At 56.7% G+C, this 17,800-nt stretch carries 8 protein-coding genes; 1 reads left to right on the forward strand and 7 read right to left on the reverse strand.

What is annotated here, in order from left to right; genetic code table 11:
• The first annotated feature begins 75 nt into the window (after window positions 1-75).
• On the forward strand, window positions 76-312 hold the full coding sequence (locus IPP68_03795) for a hypothetical protein (protein MBL0349486.1): 237 nt from the start codon (window positions 76-78) through the stop codon (window positions 310-312).
• Between the two features lie 395 nt (window positions 313-707).
• Here the strand turns inward: IPP68_03795 and IPP68_03800 are convergent, their stop codons facing one another.
• The 7 genes from IPP68_03800 to IPP68_03830 form a co-directional block, all read right to left on the reverse strand.
• Window positions 708-4,028: an efflux RND transporter permease subunit gene (locus IPP68_03800; GenBank protein ID MBL0349487.1), complete on the reverse strand. Its 3,321-nt coding sequence runs from the start codon at window positions 4,026-4,028 to the stop codon at window positions 708-710.
• Between the two features lie 4 nt (window positions 4,029-4,032).
• Complete coding sequence (locus IPP68_03805) at window positions 4,033-7,335, reverse strand: efflux RND transporter permease subunit (GenBank protein ID MBL0349488.1); 3,303 nt, start codon at window positions 7,333-7,335, stop codon at window positions 4,033-4,035.
• 33 nt (window positions 7,336-7,368) lie between these two features.
• A complete protein-coding gene (locus IPP68_03810; GenBank protein MBL0349489.1) occupies window positions 7,369-9,237 on the reverse strand; it encodes a TolC family protein in 1,869 nt (622 codons plus the stop codon).
• Window positions 9,234-10,514 (reverse strand): hypothetical protein, encoded by a 1,281-nt coding sequence (locus IPP68_03815; protein ID MBL0349490.1) that lies wholly within the window; start codon window positions 10,512-10,514, stop codon window positions 9,234-9,236. Before IPP68_03815 ends, IPP68_03810 begins: the two co-directional genes overlap by 4 nt.
• A gap of 161 nt (window positions 10,515-10,675) precedes the next feature.
• Entirely contained in the window at window positions 10,676-12,637 is a 1,962-nt protein-coding gene (locus IPP68_03820; GenBank protein MBL0349491.1) for a PorV/PorQ family protein, read from the reverse strand.
• Window positions 12,634-14,331 (reverse strand): T9SS type A sorting domain-containing protein, encoded by a 1,698-nt coding sequence (locus IPP68_03825; protein MBL0349492.1) that lies wholly within the window; start codon window positions 14,329-14,331, stop codon window positions 12,634-12,636. Before IPP68_03825 ends, IPP68_03820 begins: the two co-directional genes overlap by 4 nt.
• Before the next feature lie 374 nt (window positions 14,332-14,705).
• Entirely contained in the window at window positions 14,706-17,657 is a 2,952-nt protein-coding gene (locus IPP68_03830) for a fibronectin type III domain-containing protein (protein ID MBL0349493.1), read from the reverse strand.
• Window positions 17,658-17,800 lie beyond the last annotated feature (143 nt).

Genomic DNA, 17,800 nt, shown 5'->3' on the forward strand with positions numbered 1-17,800 from the left:
ATTTAACAGGCCACGTCGGGAAACCGACGTATCGTATTCATCCTGCGTTTTTATTCTCGAGGAGGTTTCGACCGAATGGACAACAAGCCCCTGAAGTATATTCCCCTGGCGTTCAAAGCCCTGGCGTTGATTTCCGCGGCGTTGGGTTTGGTTTTTTTCGTCATTATTTTGATTGGTGGCGGCACGCCGGACGCTCCCCGGGTTACATCGATTCTCGCCTTGATCTTGGGCTTCTTTTACCTCTTGTTCTTCTGGACGATCGCGGAGGTTATCGGGCTTTTGATCAAGATCGAAGCCAACACGCGTCGCTAAACGGTTCCCTTCGGGAATCGGTGAATTTATGACCCGCCGGCAGGTGTGGTTGTTGAGCGTTGTTGCGCTCATAACAGCCCTCCTGGCCGGCGGGGTTTTTTATGCCAGTTTGAATGAGGAAAAGAAGCGTCGGTCCCTTAACGGCCCGGGACCTTTTCCAGGGTCGGTGGAAGATCGGGAGCGAACGTTGCGGGAGATCGAAGCTCTTCGGAAATTGAACAAGGATGGCAAATCCCCCCCGCCAGGGGTGGATCCGCGAATTCAGGAAGCCTTACAAACCGTGCGGGAAATCAACCGTCTCAATCAAGTCAACCAACAAAACCGCCAACGGTTGGAAAAACCGGTCCGAACGTCTCCCCCGGCGGTCAAACCCGTTAAAAAACCCGATTAAAACCCTATTCCGGCTGTGAAATTGCCGGAGCGCCCACCGACCTCGGCGTCTCGTTTTTGGCCGCTTCCACGCGAGCCATAAACCGTTCTTTAAAGGCTTCAATGTGGTAATAGAGGGCCGGAATCATAAAGAGCGTCAAAAAGGTGGACATGGTCGCGCCGCCGATGACCGTGAGAGACAGAGGCGCCCAAAGGGAAGCCGACTCGCTTCGGCTCATGGCCATGGGAATAAGATCCACGATGGTCGTGAGGGAGGTGTTCAGGATCGGCGAAAGCCGCAACCAGCTGGATTTGAGCACCGCCCTCAACAAGGGCGTCCCTTCCGCCCGGGATTGATTGATTTTTTCGACCAAAATGATCGCCGCGCTGACCGCAATCCCCCCCAACATAATCACGCCGATGTAAACGCTCATGGTGGCCGAAGTGTGGGTAATCCACAACAACGGAATGCTTCCGATGAGAGCCATGGGAATGGTGGCCATGATCATCACGGCCTGGAGGTAGGATTCGAACAAACTCGCCAAGACGATGAAGACGAGACCCACCATGATGAAAAAGGCGAAACGAAATTCTCTTTCGTTTTGAACCATGTCCACGTAGTCGCCGCCGATTTGAAAATAATATCCCGTCGGCGCCTCCAACCCCTTCATGGTCGACAACGTACGTTTTGCGGCGGTGCTCAACGGCAATTTGTCTCGGTTGGCGCTGACTTGAATGACGCGTTGCTTGTCTTTGCGCCAGACTTCGCTGGGGGTCAGGGCAAAATTGAATTCCGCCAGTTGGTCGATGGGAATCAAGGTGCCGTCGGGGCCCGTGAGAGTCAGGTAATGCACGTCTTCGAGCGTTTTTCGGAATTTTTCCTGGTCCCGGGCGATGATTTCGATTTCGGCGTTTTCCGTGTAAAAATACGTCGGGCGCAAGCCGCGGATCCGTGCGTGAAGATCTTCGGACACGTCTTTAATGGTTAATCCAAAAAGCGCCGCCCGCTCTTTGTCCACTTTGATTTGGACTTCCGGCTGGCCGGGTTTGTAGCGCAGTTTAATGTCCGTCAGGCCACGAACGCCCTGGAGCTTTTGCGCAATCCCCGAGGCCATGTCCCGAAGCGTGGTGTATTCCGGGCCGAAGGCGTCAATGAGGAATTCTTTCGAACTTTCCGGTTCCGAGAAGTAGACGAAACTATCGAATTGTTGGCCGATGTCCGCCACTTTCGGCCGGAGGTCCGTGATGATGTCCTGAATGGACCGGGAACGCTCCGCCCGCGGTCGAAGCGTGACATACACTTTGGACGACCATCCCTCCACCCGCGCCGCGGCGGTTTTGACCACCCCCGCAATTTCCGGCGTGTCGGAAAGAACTTTCTCCACTTCGCGCACGACTTGGTCGGAGATGTCCAATTTGGCTCCCGCGGGGAGCTCGATAAAAATGATGAATTCGTTTTGCTCCGTGGTTCCCATAAAATCTTTTTCGAGAACGAAGAGATACATCATCAGGGCTCCGGCCGTGGCAAGGGCCATGACGATGGAAATAATCTTTTGATGGCGGAGGCTCCAGCCGCACCAATGAACGTAGGTCCGCCGCGGCTGGGCGCGCAGTTTAAGCATTTCCAGGTGCACGGCCGGCCAAAGACGCTCGAACCAGAGAGATTGGAGCCGGGCCCACCGGCCCAAAGGCGGATTCCCCGGCGCCTTCGGGACGGGTTCGCCGGTCGGGAAAAACCGATTGTTCAAACGGAAGAAAAAGGCGGCGGTCCGATGGAAGAAGGCCGGGCAATCCGTCCAGAACCGGCGGAGTTTCTCTTGGGTTTCCGGAGCAAGGAACCCATGATGTTTGGGTAAAACAATCCGAGAGGCCAACAAGGGAATCAGCGTGACGGCCACCAGCAGCGACGCCGCCATTGAAAAAGCGATGGTGTAAGCCAATCCGGAATACAATATTTTTACTTGTTTGTTGATGAACACAATGGGGAGGAAGACGACGATCGTGGTGAGCGTTCCTCCCACCAAGGAAATGAAAAGTTCTTCGGTGGCTTTGATGGAATCTTCTTCCAGGTTGCGGGTTCCGTGCAAGGCGGCTTCGCGTTTCTTGTCCAGGATGTTTTCCAAAACGACCGTCGCGCTGTCCACCACGATGCCGATGCCCAACGCCAACGCCGACAAAGTCATCACGTTGAGCGAGAGGCCGGTGATCCACATGAACGCCAGCGTGATCAGCGCGGCGATGGGGGCGGACAGAAAAACCAGTAACGTGTGACGCCATTCTTTTAGGAAGTACCAGATCACGAGCAACGTGAGCAACATGCCGAAGGTCAGGTTGCCGGTGACGTTCTCCATGGCTTCCCGGATGAAAACGGACTGATCCGTGACGACTTGCAACTGGATGTCGGATCCCAACACATTGTCGCGAACGCGGTTGGCCACTTTCAAAACCCGTTCCGCCACCCGGATCGTGTTGGAATTGTTTTCCTTTTGCACATAAATCGAGACCGTCGGCTTTTTGTTCAATCGCGCGTAGCTTTGAGCCTCCAGATAGAAGTCTTTGACGTCGGCCACGTCTTCCAGTCGAATGGTGGAGCCCTGGGGGCTTCGAAGGATGACCAGTTTTCGAAGATCGTCCATGGTTTGGTATTGGCCCATGGTTCGGATAAAAAAGGAGCTTCGATCGTCCTCCCGTTTGCCCGTGAGGAGGTTGACGTTGTTTTTCCCGATCGTGTCAATGACCTGGCGGATGGAAAGGCGGTAGGCCTCCAAGCGCGATTGATCGAATTCGACCAGGATTTTCCGTTCCCGTCCGCCGCCCACTTCCACGTTGGCGACGCCGCTCACCCGCATCAATTGCGGTTTGATGTTGTTGTCGACCAATTCCCGCAGACGTTCGGGGCTGTATTTGTCGCTGGTCAACGCCAAAATAATAACGGGATAATCGTTTTCGGAATAGTGAGCGACGATGGGTTTTTCGATGTCTTTGGGCAGTTTGTTCTTGATTTTGGCCAGGCGCTCTTGAACTTCCAGGGCGGCGAAGCTCAGATCCGTGCCCGGTTCGTACGTCAGCGTGACCGTGGAACGGTCTTTCCGGGAAACCGACAAAAGATTCCGCAAATGCTGAACGCTGGAAACGGCGTCTTCGGTGATTTTGGTCACGAGGGTTTCAATGTCTTCGGGGGGCAACCCGCCGCGCACCCCGATGTAGATGGTCAGGGTGCCCGCGGTGGCGTTGGGCATGAGATCGACGGGAAGTTGGATCCAGGCAAAAACGCCCATCAAACAAACGCCGACAAAAAACATCAGCGTGGCGACCGGCCGTCGCACCGCGAAGCGCGGCAAACTCATGGAATCAGGGCTGGGCCGGCGGGGGTTCCGCGGCCGAGAGGGCGGCGTTTTCGGCGTCGGCGCGTCGCCGACGCCAATCTTCGATGAAGTAATAAATCAGCGGCAACACGAACAAGCTGAGCAAGACCGAAATCCCCAAGCCGCCGAAGGTCACCACGGCCATCGGGGAGGCCAACTCCGACCCTTCGGAAAGGCCCAAGGCCAACGGGAAGACGGCCAGCACCGTCGTCAGGGAAGACATTAAAACGGGGCGCAGACGCGTCGTACAACCGTCCACCACCGCGTCCCACAGGGTCGACCCTTCCCGACGTTTTTGATTCATAAAATCGATGAGAATAATCCCGTAGTTGACCACGCTGCCGACCAACAAAATCATGCCCAAAATGACCGGGGCGCTGATGGGGGTGCGTGTAAAAAACAAGCTCAAGGCCACGCCAACCACGGAAAAAGGCACCGTAATCATGATTATGAACGGGTTGCCGAAGGATTCAAATTCGGCGGCCATGATCATGTAGACCAGCAGGGTGGCGAAGACCATGGCCACCGCCAAGCCGCCAAACGATTCTTTAATGCGCTGGCTTTCACCGGACAGCACCACCTGGTAATCGGACAAGTTGTGATATTTTTCCAACAACGCCGTCACGTCTTGGATGACGTCGTTGGTCGATCTTTTCGCGACGTTGGCGGAAACGACGATGGATCGCTGCTGGTCCAGATGTTTTATTTCGCTGGGACCGCGGGCCGACACCAACGAGGCGATTTCACTGAGGGGAACCATGACGTTGCCGGGCGCCAGAACGGTGAGACGGCCGATGGAATCAATGTCGGCGCGGTCCTCGGGGCGCAGCCGAACGCGAACGTCGACTTCTTGGCCGGCTTCTTTGTAGGTGGTGGCGACGAACCCTTTGATCCCGATCAAAGCCGTCCGGGCGATCTCGGCCGTGTTGAGGTGGTAGGAGGCCGCTCGCAATTTGTCAATTTCAACGCGGGTCTCGGACGACGGCAAAGCCAAGCTCGTCTTGGCCCCGAACACGCCGGGGACCGCGGCCACTTCGCGCAAAATATCGTCGGCAATTTTGCGCAGGGTCGTCATGTCGGGCCCCTTGCATTCGATCACGATGGGGGCCGCCGTTTCAAAAGCGGACGCCAACAGGCTGTCCTGGAGGACGTATTGCACTTCGGCGCCCTGCAGATCCTGCTTCTCGAGAACGCCTTTGAGCGAGTCGATGTAGTCCTCGGTGGCCACCCGGCGGCGGTCCAGGTTGACGATCGATTGCGATTGGTGATCGCCCAAGGCATCGACGGCCTCCACGTTGTTCGATCCCACGCTCACCGTGACTTCCCGAAATCCCGAAAGGGATTTCATGACCGCCTCGACTTTTTCCGTCACTTCGTTTGTGATTTCCAGTCGGGTGCCCACCGGCATTTGGATTTTGAGAATGAACTGACCTTGGTCCACTTTGGGCATGAACACGCGGTCCTGAAATCCCAGCAATCCAAGGCTCAAGAGCGCGCCCACCGTTATGCCCGCCACCGTTTTGCTCGGATTCCGCAAAACCCATTCCAGCAATGTCCTGTAGCGGTCCATCAGCCGATGGTAGGCTTCGTCCGAAAATCCGCTGAGGAACCAACGAACGGCTTTCTGAATTCCCGCGGGCAAACGATCGACGAACGGTTTCTTTGCGGTCTCCGGCGTTTCGGGATCTCCCCCCTCCGGCAACGGAGCCCCGGAGGATCGGATTCCCAGAAGCGTTTTGATGAAAGCAAAGGAAACCGGGTGGGCCGTCAGCAAGGGGACCAGGGTGATGGAAATAAACACCGAGGCAAAGGAGGCGCACGTCACGATAAAAAACATGTCGCGAAAGACCAATTGAGCCACGCCTTTGGCAAAGAGCAACGGCAAAAGAACCGCCACGTTGGTCAAGGAGGACGTGACCATGGACGGGGCGACCTCGTCGGTTCCATCGATGGCGGCGTCGATGCGTCCCTTGCCCAGTTCCAATTGGTGGCGAGCGATGTTTTCAGCAACGACGATGGAGTTGTCGACCATGTTTCCGATGCCCAGCCCCAAACCGGCCAGGGAAAGCATGTTGATGGAAATCTTTTTGAAAAACATCCCCGTGAAGGTGATCAGGGTGGAAGCCGGAATGGCCAAGGCGACGATGGCCGCCACCGACCAGCTTTTGAGGAAAAAATACAACACGAAAAAAGCCAAAATGCCGCCGACAATGCCGTCCGTGGCCACGCCGCTGATGGCGTCTTCGATGAACCGGGATTCATCGTAAACCAATTCGACGTCGACGCCTTTCGGCTTGAGAATCGTCCGCAATTCCTCCGTGGCGATGCGCACGCGCTGGGCCGTCGTCAACGCGTTGGCGTCGGCTTGTTTTTGAATGGTGATCGAAATGTTTTCGTGCCCGTTGTAGCGGGAAAAGCTGGTGCGTTCCTTGAACGTGTCTTGCACCGACGACAAATCGCTCAGGTAGCTCAATCGGGCTTCCCGGGGATGGTTTTCACGATCGCGGCTGTTGCCGTAGCGATCCCGGTCTTCTTCCTCCTGGGGTCGTTCCACCTTAATGACCGTGCGGCCGATTTCCGAAATGTTCTTAAATTCCCCCATGGTCCGTACGAGGTATTCGTAGAATTTGCCTTGCACCGTTCCGGCGGGGTAGTTTAAATTGGCGTCCTTCAACGAATCCACGATGGACGCGAGGGAGATTCCCTGGGCTTCCATGCGCGGCCGGTCCACTTCCACCAGGATTTCCCTTTCTTGACCGCCGGAAATGGAGGCGGACGCCACCCCGGTGACTTTTTCCAATCGTTGTTTAATGACCTGCTTGGCGATTTCCGTCAATCGCGGGATCGGGAGGGACCCGCTGATGGAGTAAATCATCATCGGTTGGGCGAAGGGGTTGATGCGGTTGATGATGGGTTCTTCGGCTTCGCTCGGGAGGCGGTCTTTGATTTGGTCGATTTTTTCCCGGGCCGTCAAATGGGAGAATCCCATGTCGGTGCCCCAGTCGAATTCGAGCGTGACCAGGGAGACGCCCTCCTTGGAGAGCGACCGAACGCGTTTCAGGTTCGGAACGGTTCCGACGGATTCCTCAATGACCTTGGTGATCAGGTTTTCGATTTCTTCGGGGGCCGCGTTGCCGTAGCGGGTGATGACCAGGAGTTGCGGAAAGGAGATGGACGGAAACAGCTCGCGGGCCGTGAAGAACCACGAAATCACGCCCATGAGCGCGACGCCCATGTAGAACATCGTCCCGGTGACGGGACGACGGGCGACGAAACCGGCCATCGTCATGCGCGATCTCCTCTCCCGCGGGTCGGCGGCGGACTAACGAAATTCCGGAATGGACTCCAACGGCATGCCCACGGCGCGTTCCAAGCCGGCCAGGGACACTTGATAGAAGGACAACGCTTCCTGGTGGCTCGCAACGGCGTCCCCGTAGGCGCTTTCGGCCGCCAGCGACTGGGCGGGCTCAATCAGGTTCATGCGTTCTTTTTGACGGGCGATGTCCAATTCCTTCTCGCGGTAATCCAATTCCGCTTCCGCGCCTTTGATTTGAATCTTGCCTTTTTGGATGTTGTAGTAGGCCTCCCGAACGTCGATTTCCACGTTTCGGCGGGCCTGGTTTCGGTCGTTAAAGGCTTTTTGACGCTCGATCTTCGCTTGGAGGTAATCGCTTCCGGTGCGCAGGGCGTCCCAAAGACCGACACTGGCGGTGTTGGCGGCGATGTTCGTGGCGGTCGTTTCACCAAAATCGGGAACGGTGTGTTCCCGCGTGCGGGCGCCTTTCACCGTGCTGCCGCCGAAATAAAGGCTTCCTTGAATGCCGGCGTTCCAGCTGTAGCGCATTTCAAGGGGTTGGTCCTCGAACGCGCCCCCCGCGCGGCCGGAGAAAAACGTGCCATCCACCATCAGGAGTTTTTTGGACAAGGCCGATCGCGCGGCGAAATGCTGGGCCGCCGCGGTATACTCGGAAATGAGCAGTTCGGGTCGATGCGACAGTCCCAGTTGGATGAGGGACTCGGGCGGAACGCTCAATTCCAAGAGCGTGCGGGAATCTTTCGATTCTTTGGGTTCCGGAACCACCTCGGGGAGCGGGTCGCTCGTGTTCAAGAGGGCGCTCAATTTCAGCCGGGTGATTTCCAGCTCCTTCTCGTCGGAAAGAAGCCGGTAATAGGACTGGCTGTAGAGCGATTCGGCCCCCAGGGCGTCGGCTTGAGTGATCAACCCCAATTGTTTCTTCTTTCGGGACACTTCAATGATTTTTTCCGTTCGCTGATTGAGCTCGCGGCGCACCCGGAGCGAACGCTGGGCCTTGATCATATTGAAGTAGGCCCGTCGAATTTCGAAGGTGATGTCGCTCTTCGTTTTCGCCACGTTTTGTTGCGCCACGCGCTTTTGGTAGGTGGCTTGTCGAAGCGCGTAAACATTTTGACCGCTGTGGAAAAGGGGCATGCCCAATTCCAGTCCCAATTCTTTTCGCTTAAAGCCGACGTCGTCGTCGGGTTTGGTGGGATCTTGAACCATTTGGCCCGTCGAGAACGTGTATTTCCCCGTCACCGAAGGGAGCAGGTTGCGCATGGATTCAATGTGCCGCGCGGTGGCAAGCTTCAGTTCGTCTTGGGCGATCCGTAAGGGAGCGTGGTTGGCCAATCCCACTTCCATAAAATCCGAGAGGCCGGGATTGGGCGGAAGGGAGCGCAATCCTTTCTGCTTAACGGAAGGCGCGTTGCCGGTCAAAGGTTCGGGCGTCAAACCCGGCGGGGCGTCGGCCGCGGATTCCCCCCGTCGAAGTTCCACGGCCAGAAGCCAGTCTTTTTGGACGATGTTGGAGGTCGCGGCCTCTTTCAGATGAATGGTCACGAATTCCAGCAATTCCGGGTTCCCCCCCGCCAACGGCGTCCGATTGCCTTTGTAGGTGTACCGAATCTCGTCCACCAGGTCGCTGTAGGTTTTCTCGACGGGCGGCTTGCGCGACAGGGTCGGTTCCAGCATAAAGAGAACCACCGCCGACTCTTGCTTTGCCTCGCGGTATTTCAACGACCGAGCCGACTGTAAAATGACTTTCGAAAAGCGTCCCGTCGCCTGGACGGTCACCGATTCCAACGTGTTTTCCTGGCTGGGCTCATCGGCCCGAAGGCACGGGGTCGCCATGAATAGCGCGATCGTGAGTTTCGCCGCTTGGTGAATTTTCATTGTCCGCGAACCTCCTGCATGGTTTTAACCAGCGCTTGCTTCGCGCGCACGAAATCCGGGTCGACGCGCAGGGCCTCCTGCCATTTCTGGATCGCTTGGTTTTTCATTCCCTGGGCGTAGGCCGTCAAACCCTCTTTGTAGAGAAGGTCCAATTGTTCCTTTTGGCGCGTTTTCGTCTCCTTGAGCAACGCGTCGGCTTTGGAATCGGTCGGGTTGCGCGCCAAATACCGCTCCAGGGCTTCGATGGCTTCAACGAATCGGCTCTCCTTCAAATAGCTCACGGCGCGAACAAAATCGTCGGGCGCCCGGGGCCCTCCGGTGAACCCTCCCGGGGTGGGCCCGCTGCCGCCGGAGCGAATGCGGTCCATGTAATCCCGGGCCAGGGTGTTCGACGGGTCCAAACGCAGGACCTGATCCCAGAGCCGGACCGATTCCTTGAAATTACTGGAGGAGTAGGCATCGATGGCTTGGACTTGGAGGTTTTGAATTTGCTCCATTCGTTGGGCCTGCACCTCCTCTTCGGCCGACTTCAACGCCTTTTTGACGCCTTCTTTGGCCGCTTCGTTGTTGGGTTCCAGCGTCAAAATCTCTTCCCAGTTGGCTTTGGCTTCCGCGTAACGAGCGTCTTTGTAATTCGTTTTGGCCATTTCCGTTAAAACGCGCAGCCGCTCGTGGCGTTGCTCGTCGGCCAGATTGTGCTTGGCTTTTTCAACTTTGGCCACGAGATCCAGCCGGTCGGGATTAAAATCCAAAATGCGTTGCCAGTTGTCGGCGGCCTTGAACCAATCGCCATCCATATACGCCAAAACGCCCGTGGCGTAGTGGTAGTCGGAACTGTCCGGGCGGGCCTTGGCCATGGCCTTTTCGGCTTTGGATCGCAGTTTGACCTTGAGTTCCAGGGCGTCCGGGTGGTCCGGCACGCGGGAAAGGACGTCCCGAAGGCGTTCGTAGGCGTCAACCAGGTTCCCCTCCTTCAACCGATCCTCAACGTAGAAGATATTCCGCCGTTCCTGCTCTTTGACCTTTTGAAGCTGAGCGGCACGTTGACGCCGGGCGTTTTTGAGGCCCTTTTGGGCCGAACTGTTTTTGGGGTCCTGGGCGAGAACTTTTTCAAAGAGGTGAACGGAATCTTCGTAGCGCTCGTCGAAATACGCCTCGAGGGCGTCCTGCATCATTTCGACGGGGGAGGCGGCGGCGTTCAATTTCACGCCGCTCCAAGGCCCCGCGGTCAATGCCGCCAGGACGATCCAACGGAAATTAGACAAGGTGCGACACATGGTTGATCGATTCCGCCTTCCCGGAGATTCTCGCGGGTCGTTGAAGATCACAGAGACCCGCCGCCGATCTTCCGGCCACGGGTCCGCGGGACAGTCCTTAACAAGAATGTAACAACGGTTAAGTTTCCCTCATAAACCGTCTTTTGTCAACCCGCCGGATTTTACGGTTGCTTGGGGGCGTCCCGGCGCTGGGTCAGCCGTTCCACCAACCGTTTGGCTTCCAGGTTCTCGGAGTCCAGCTCCAAGGATTTTTGGGCCAGGAGGAGGGACTTCTCCAAATCCCCCGCCAGGAAGGAATCCAAGGCGTCCCGATAGATGCGTTGGGATTCCAACCGGTCTTTTTCATGTTGGCGGTCTTCCACGGAGGCATAAATCTTTCGAATGTCCGGATTGTCCGGGTCGTAGTGGAGGGCGCGCTTCAGTTGCGCACGGGCCTTCGGGAAATCGCCTTCCTGGGCGGCTTTCAGGCCGGCGTTGTAGGATTCTTTGGCGATCAAACTGCGGGAAATCCCCCGGTAGCGAATGGCCTCTTGATCCGTCGTGTCGATGGTCAGGATTTCCTCGAATTTGGACAAAGCGTCCTCGTATTGTTTTTGTTCAAAGAAAAGCATGGCGGCCTGGCGAATCGGGCGAATTCGTTCCAACCGTTGTTGCTCTTCCATGGCCTTGGCCTGCTTCTCCAGGAGAATTTCCACCCGGGCCAATTGCTCCCGGGCTTCGCTGTGTTCGGGATTGACCACGAGCACGCGTTGCAGGTATTCCTGGGATTGTTTGTAGTCTCCGGCCGCGAAAGAGCGCATGGCCGCTTCGTAAAAACTATCGACAATGCTTTTGAACCGTTCTTCAATGCGGTTCAAATAGGTTTTGGCGCCCATGTGATCGGCTTGCAGGGCCAAGATCGCCTCAAATTCGCGCTTGGCGTGGAGCAGATCATCGATTTGGAACAATTGTTCGCCGCGGGCATAGTGCTCGTCCACCTGGGCCTGAAGTTGCTGGCGCCGGGCCTCGGTTTCCATGGCCTTGAATTCGCTTTCAATGCGTTTGGTGAGCAGTTTAGACGCCCGGTGCCAGGGGGCGACATCCAATATTTGCGTCGCTTGCATGTAGGCGTCCACCAAAAGGCCTTGTCCGTATTTCGCCTCGGCCCGCATGTAGGCCGTTTGAATTTGGTCGGCGACTTTGCCTTCCCGGAAGGCCTTGCCGAATCGCACGCCCAGGCTCACCCGGTGGCTGTCGCCGAAGGGTCCGAAGGGGACGAAGGCGTAGTCCATGTGAAGGCGCTCGTTGCCGAGCCGGACGCCGTAGGTGAGTCCCGAATCCAAATCGTTGGAGCCGCGGTAGCCGACGCGGAAGGCCAAAATGTCCCAAATTCGGTAGTCGGTTCCCATGTTGATGTACAGGCTGCCGTCGGTGGGAAGCACCAGGTCCGTCGCCAACACCAGGTTGTCGCCGAACATGGGGTAGGCAAACCCGAGCTTCAATTGAAGCGGGAAATTGGACTTTTCGCCCCCCATGGAAAGCCCGGTGCCGAGGTTTTGAATGACGAACCCCGTGTTGAGCCCGTGGAACCAGCCGCCCCGGGTTTCATAAAGAAGGCCCAAGTCCGTCATGTAACCCAAGGCGGAGGTTTGGTCCAAGGTTTTGCGAAGAATTTTCAGATTGGCGCCGACCCGCATGCCCCGGAACCAGACCAACTGTTCCATGGATTTCCCCCACCCGAAAGTCAGCATCGTGTCGGAGGCCTGGACGGAGCCCGTCGGGATGTCCGAGGCGTCGAAGCCGGCGATGTCGTTGACCCGAAGGACCGACAGGCCGGCGCCGAACGTTCCTTTGGTTTCCGTCGGTCGCGCGTAATAAAACACGTCTTGGGACACGCCCTGGACGAAATTGTTGTGCATGAAGCCCACTTCGTTCAGGTAAAGGTACCCCAGCCCCGCCGGGTTCCAGTACAGGGACATCACGTCGTCCACGGCGGCGGTGTGCGCTTCGCCCATCGCGACGCCGCGGCCGCCCACGCCGAGTTTCAGGAAATTGGCCGTGCTCGAGCCCGAGGCCTTGGCCCAAAGGGACCCGGTCCCCAACAGGAGGGCGCCGAGGCCCGTTAGGACGTGTCGACGGTTCATCGGATCACCATCAGCTTCCCGATCCGCCGTTGCTGATCGTTTTCAATGACATAGAGGTAGACGTCGCTGGCCACGGGGTCCCCGCTCTCGTTGTTGACCGGATCCCACCGAACAAACCCGGCGCCGGAGTCATCGGTCAGCGTTTTAACCAACCGGCCGTCCAAAGTGAAAACTTTCACCGTCGCGATGCTCGAAAGGCCCGTGAAGGTGATCCCGGCCGGGTCCCGGGACGCTTTGTAAGGCACGGGGAAGGGGTGCGCGTTGGACAAGTCCAAGGACGGCGCCCCGATCAAGGCATACACCGAAAAATGCTGGAGCGGGATGGAAACCGTTTTGGCCACCGTGTCCACTTCTCCTTCGGGCAATTTGATCCAGGCGCCGGATTTCTCGTCCAGCCAGTGAATGGCCAAATCTTTCACCTTGACCGGGAATCTGGCTTCGGTTTCATCCACGATGCCGTTGTCGTTGACGTCGTTGTATAGGAACGTCAGAAGAACTTGGCCGTTGAACGGCGTTTTCATCGCCTGCTGATTCAGGTCGTAAAGTTCGAATTGTTTGATGGACAAAATCTTGCGGTAATCGCCGCCCTTGGTTTTTACGATCGTTTCGACGGCTTTCCTCACGGTTCCGGCCAGGCCCGGCGCCGCGCTGACGGTGCGCGCCGCGGGGTTGTCCGCAATGGCCGCGCCGGCGGGATTCGGCCCGAAGGCCCCGGGTTGGAACGACACGGTGGTGCCGTCTTGGCTTCGGGCAATGTTCACGACCGCGGGGTCCATGGCCGTGTTAAACAACACGTCGTAATTCACGTTCAAACGGTTCCCAGCGAGATCGCGGGTGAAGAAGCCGTCGATGTGAAGGACAAACCGACTGCCTGTGGGCCACTGGTTCCCGGGCAAGGACGGCGTGATCACCGCCGACGTGCCCGTGGGGAGCTCCACCCAAGCCACGGTGTAGGGAATCGTGGTTCCCAGGGGATTCCCCAAATGGTCCTGGGTTTGAACGATGCTCATGGCCTGATCTCCGCCCACGAAATTCATCAATTCGGAAAAAATCACCTGAACGGGGACCGTTGAATTGACGGCTTCGTACCGGGTGGGCGAGGAGGTCCAGACTTCCACGCCGGGGAAATCAAATCCAAGCAGGTCGGGCGGAACCTGGTCCTTCACGTAGTTGTATTGAAATTCGGAAGGCGTGGGGGTCCAGTTGCCGGCTTGGTCCAGAGCGGCCACTTTGAAATAAAAGGTGGATTCAAACACCAAGTCGAAATTGGCCACGTAAGTCGCCATGAAAACCCGATAACTGGCCGAAGAAGACGCCACAAAGAGGCTGGCGGACAAAAATTGAGGTTGCCCGGTGCTTAATTGAGGCATCACCACCGGGTTGCTTGAGAAACTCCAACTCCAACCTTCGATCGGGCTCCGGGGATTGGGTTTTCCCAGGAGGTCGGTTTTGGTCCAGAAAAACTCGGGCTTCTGGTGGCCGGTGGGGAGGCCGGGCAGGATTTCCGTGTGGTCCGGCGTGCCCGTGGCGTCCTGCCCAAATTCGGCCCGGATCGTCCCCGGGTCCGCGGGGGTGGTGTCGATGAAAAGCCGGAAAGGCGACGTGGAGATATAGGTGTTACCCGGATCGCCGAGGTCGGTGAGATCGCCAGCGATGTTGAAGTACCACAAGCCCTCCGTTTGAAAATCGAACATGTTCCATGCGCCGGCGTATAGAGGCGGTGGATTCATGTTTCGTGCGGGGAACCCCGACCCCGATTGTTCACCGTTCCATCCGGACCAGAATTGATAATAATCCGGATTCAGGGGGTTTAGCGCGTCCAGCACCGCAATGGGAAGGTCTTCCGAGGCCATTGCATTGAAGTGACCGGACCCCAGCGCCCTAAATTCCCCAACCCGTTGATTCGTGTAAATCGCCGTCCCATAACTGCTTGTCGCAAGAACAACCTCCGACGTTGGAAGGATGAATGTCACTTCCGGATATCCCGATTGCAGGGAGACCGCCAGAGGGATGCTCCAGCCTGTTTCGATGCCGTTACGGTTTCTCGCCTTTAAGAATAATTCGCGATCTATCCCGTCCACCGGAAGATTATCGGCTGTGAAGGTGTATGTCGATCCGCCCTGAGGTTTAGCCCACGCAGTGAGTTTTCGCCATACGGCGACCGCCGAGTCCGGAATGGCCATCCGCTCAATGGAGGGGATCGGGGCGTTTCGACGACCGTGTTGAAGTAATTCATTAAAACAGCGTCGGTCGAACGGAGAAGAATGGCGAAATCCGTGTATTCCGGATTATTCAGATTAAGGATTTTTAATTGAACTCGTGTGGCCGAAAGTGTTCGACTTGGCAGCACCGCCAAAGGCACATTGGCCAGCGTGGCGGTGGAATAAATGGCCGAAGGCGCGGACGGTTGAAAAAAGTTGCCGGGGAGTAGCTCTGTTTCCACACGGAAAGAATGGGTGGAGTTGGGAATGGTTTTATCGAAGGCCCCTCCGGAGGGGAAGGTATGGGTGTAACTTGTACCGCCCGTGGAAGCGATTGGAGCGCTGTCAACGTAAATTTTATAAGTGGAATCGGTGTTGTTTCCGTTGTGAGTCCAGTTGACGGTCACCGCTCCGGTGGACAAATCGCCAACAGTGAAATCAATCAGATCCGGGGGATTCGCAAAGGTGTAGCCATTGGTCGGGGCAGAAAATAAGGTTTGGCGACCCGCGTGGTCTGTGATGTACGCCCGGGCCTTGTATAAAGCCCCGGCTTGAAGTCCCCCCAACGTGGCAAACACGTTAGAAGTGGTCGAAGACGCCTGAACGTTTAAAAAGCTGACGTCGGTCGATAAGAAACATTCATAGGTATACAAACTGCCAACGGGGTTTTGTGCCCCTGTGAGGAAAAGAGCGGTTTGGAATGTCAACGTATCGGTGGACGCGCTATTAAAAGAAATTTGCGGCCTTCGCGCCCAAGTCACGGTTGATTGCACGGAAATATTCCCGTCGCCCCAACCACCGATGCCCTTGGTAATCAAGGTGAACACGTAGGTGGTGTTGGGTTGCAGGCCTTGAGTTTCAAAAGTGAAATTAGCGTCCTGAAAAACCGCGGGGCCAAGTTTATTCAAGAGGGGCGTTCCGATGGTTCCCTGCCACGCTTCGTATTGGGTCGGAGCCGCGTTGTGCACACCGGGGCGCAAAGAATCGTCGCCGGTCCACCCGACCTGCACGTTGCCGGTGGACACAACGATAAACTGGAGATTTTGTGGCGGGATGGGTTTGGTCACCGTGGAGGCGAAGACAGAGGCGCTGAGCTGGTTCCTTCCTGCATCAGCGTCCAGGACTTCCACTTTGGCGTAATACGTGTTGTTCGAAATGAGGGGTTGGAAGTTGTTGGTGGAGAAGAGCACTTCATAAACGCCCGGGCCCACAATCGCGGTGGAAGCGTTCAATGCGAAATCGGATGCGCTCGAAAGAACGACTTTAAACTGGGTATTCGCCGGCGTGTTGTTTCCGAGCCCCCATGTGAATTTGACCCGGCTTTCCGAATCCGTGGGCGTCAAGGTCGCCGGTTTGAAGGACACCGGGGGCACCGGGTCCGGTCGTGTGATGATGGTCGGGCCGGGGTTCGTCGTCGGTGATACCCAGCCCACGTGGTTAATGGCGGTGACCCTCGAATAGTACGTCGTGTTGCCGATCAAACTGCCGAGCGAGGTGGATTTGGAATCGTCGCTTGCAAGAAATGTCAGAACCGTAAAGGTTGAGACACCGCTGGCAAAGCTCGGCGTGGTCGCAAGCTCAATTTTATACGAGTGATTGTCCGGAACTCCCGTTTCGGAAACGTCGTAAGTCGCGCTCGCGATAAACACATTGCTTGACGCCACGGCGACGGACGGGAACGACACTCCCGTCATGGCCGAGGAAACCGGTGTAGTTCCGATGACCAGGGCTCCCGAAAAGTTGTAGGTAATTACACGGAAGTAGTAGGTCGTGTTCTCGGTTAAGGACGAGAAAAGCTGGGACGAGATAAAGTTTTTGGGGCCTGGGGTGAAGGACCCGAAATCAGAGGTCAAGGAGTACTGGGCCTGATATTTGTTGTCAACGTCTCCGGTCCAAGACAACGAAATGCTCGTCGGAGTAATATTGGAGGCGACGATGGGATCCAACACGGCGGATCCGTTCGTGAAGTCGTAGTTGTAAACACTGCTATAAGGCGACCAATTGCTGACGGCCGGATTTCGGGCCTGGACACGAATGTATTGCGTCAGGAGCCTGTTTCGAACATCGTTGATCAGAAACACGATGTTCCCCGCGCTGGACGATGTCGTGTTGGTCTTGAAAGTGTGCGCGCCGGTGGGCGGGAAAGTGGGATTTTCGGATATTGCAACCTCGTAGAAAATGGACTTTCCAAGCGGGTTGGACCCATTAAAGGTGACCGTCACTTTCTCCGTGGCATTGCTCCCAGTGGCCGTCACGATGGTCGGCCGAGGACAAAGGGTGTACGTTGAAAAACTCACTAGCAGGGACCCGTTCCGAGGGGTTCCCGCCGTTTGCTGCGTGTCGTAGGACACGATTCCAACAAAATATTGGGAATCGTATTCAAGTCCATTCAGGGGTTCGGGAGGGTGAACGTTTCCCGGAGCAAAAAAATTGGTCAATATCCCGTGGGAGGTGGCGTTGCCGAAGTCGACAAAGGAACTCATGGAGGCGACCGTGGACGAAAAACGAATTTGATAAGCGGACACGTCCTCGTTGTAATGAACCCCGCCGGCGGGGGCCACCCAATTGGCCGTCAAGGAAAACGAGCTGACGTTGGAGACGCTGAAGCCGACGGGGCTCTGCGGAAAATAGAGCGCCGTGTGCTGGCCGGACTGATGGCGATCAGTTCCCGAGTCTTGATACGGCAAGACGGGGGCAATGGTCTCCATCGCCCCGGTCAATTCATCGGAATCCGCCCCTTCCAAAACGACGGCGCCGCCGCCCCCCCCCACCCCCTCGAAGGTATTGGGTTCCGTCCGAAGAGGGAGAATCAAACGCACGGGCCGAAAGAGGTAAAACGGCCAACAGAGCCATGCTCAGCAGGGCACCCCGCCAAGCCGGCCACTGTTCGTTCCGGGACCGTTTGTCCAACTCGTTCGGAAGCATTTAACTCCTCAGACTAGCGTCTTCTCCAAAATCCAAA

This window comes from Elusimicrobiota bacterium, assembly GCA_016722575.1.
Lineage (GTDB): Bacteria > Elusimicrobiota > Elusimicrobia > FEN-1173 > FEN-1173 > JADKIY01.

Coding starts and splice junctions, on each gene's coding strand:
- IPP68_03795 (MBL0349486.1), top strand. CDS start 76: ATGGACAACAAGCCCCTGAAGTATATTCCCCTGGCGTTCAAAGCCCTG.
- IPP68_03800 (MBL0349487.1), bottom strand. CDS start 4,028: ATGAGTTTGCCGCGCTTCGCGGTGCGACGGCCGGTCGCCACGCTGATG.
- IPP68_03805 (MBL0349488.1), bottom strand. CDS start 7,335: ATGACGATGGCCGGTTTCGTCGCCCGTCGTCCCGTCACCGGGACGATG.
- IPP68_03810 (MBL0349489.1), bottom strand. CDS start 9,237: ATGAAAATTCACCAAGCGGCGAAACTCACGATCGCGCTATTCATGGCG.
- IPP68_03815 (MBL0349490.1), bottom strand. CDS start 10,514: ATGTGTCGCACCTTGTCTAATTTCCGTTGGATCGTCCTGGCGGCATTG.
- IPP68_03820 (MBL0349491.1), bottom strand. CDS start 12,637: ATGAACCGTCGACACGTCCTAACGGGCCTCGGCGCCCTCCTGTTGGGG.
- IPP68_03825 (MBL0349492.1), bottom strand. CDS start 14,331: ATGTTCGATTTTCAAACGGAGGGCTTGTGGTACTTCAACATCGCTGGC.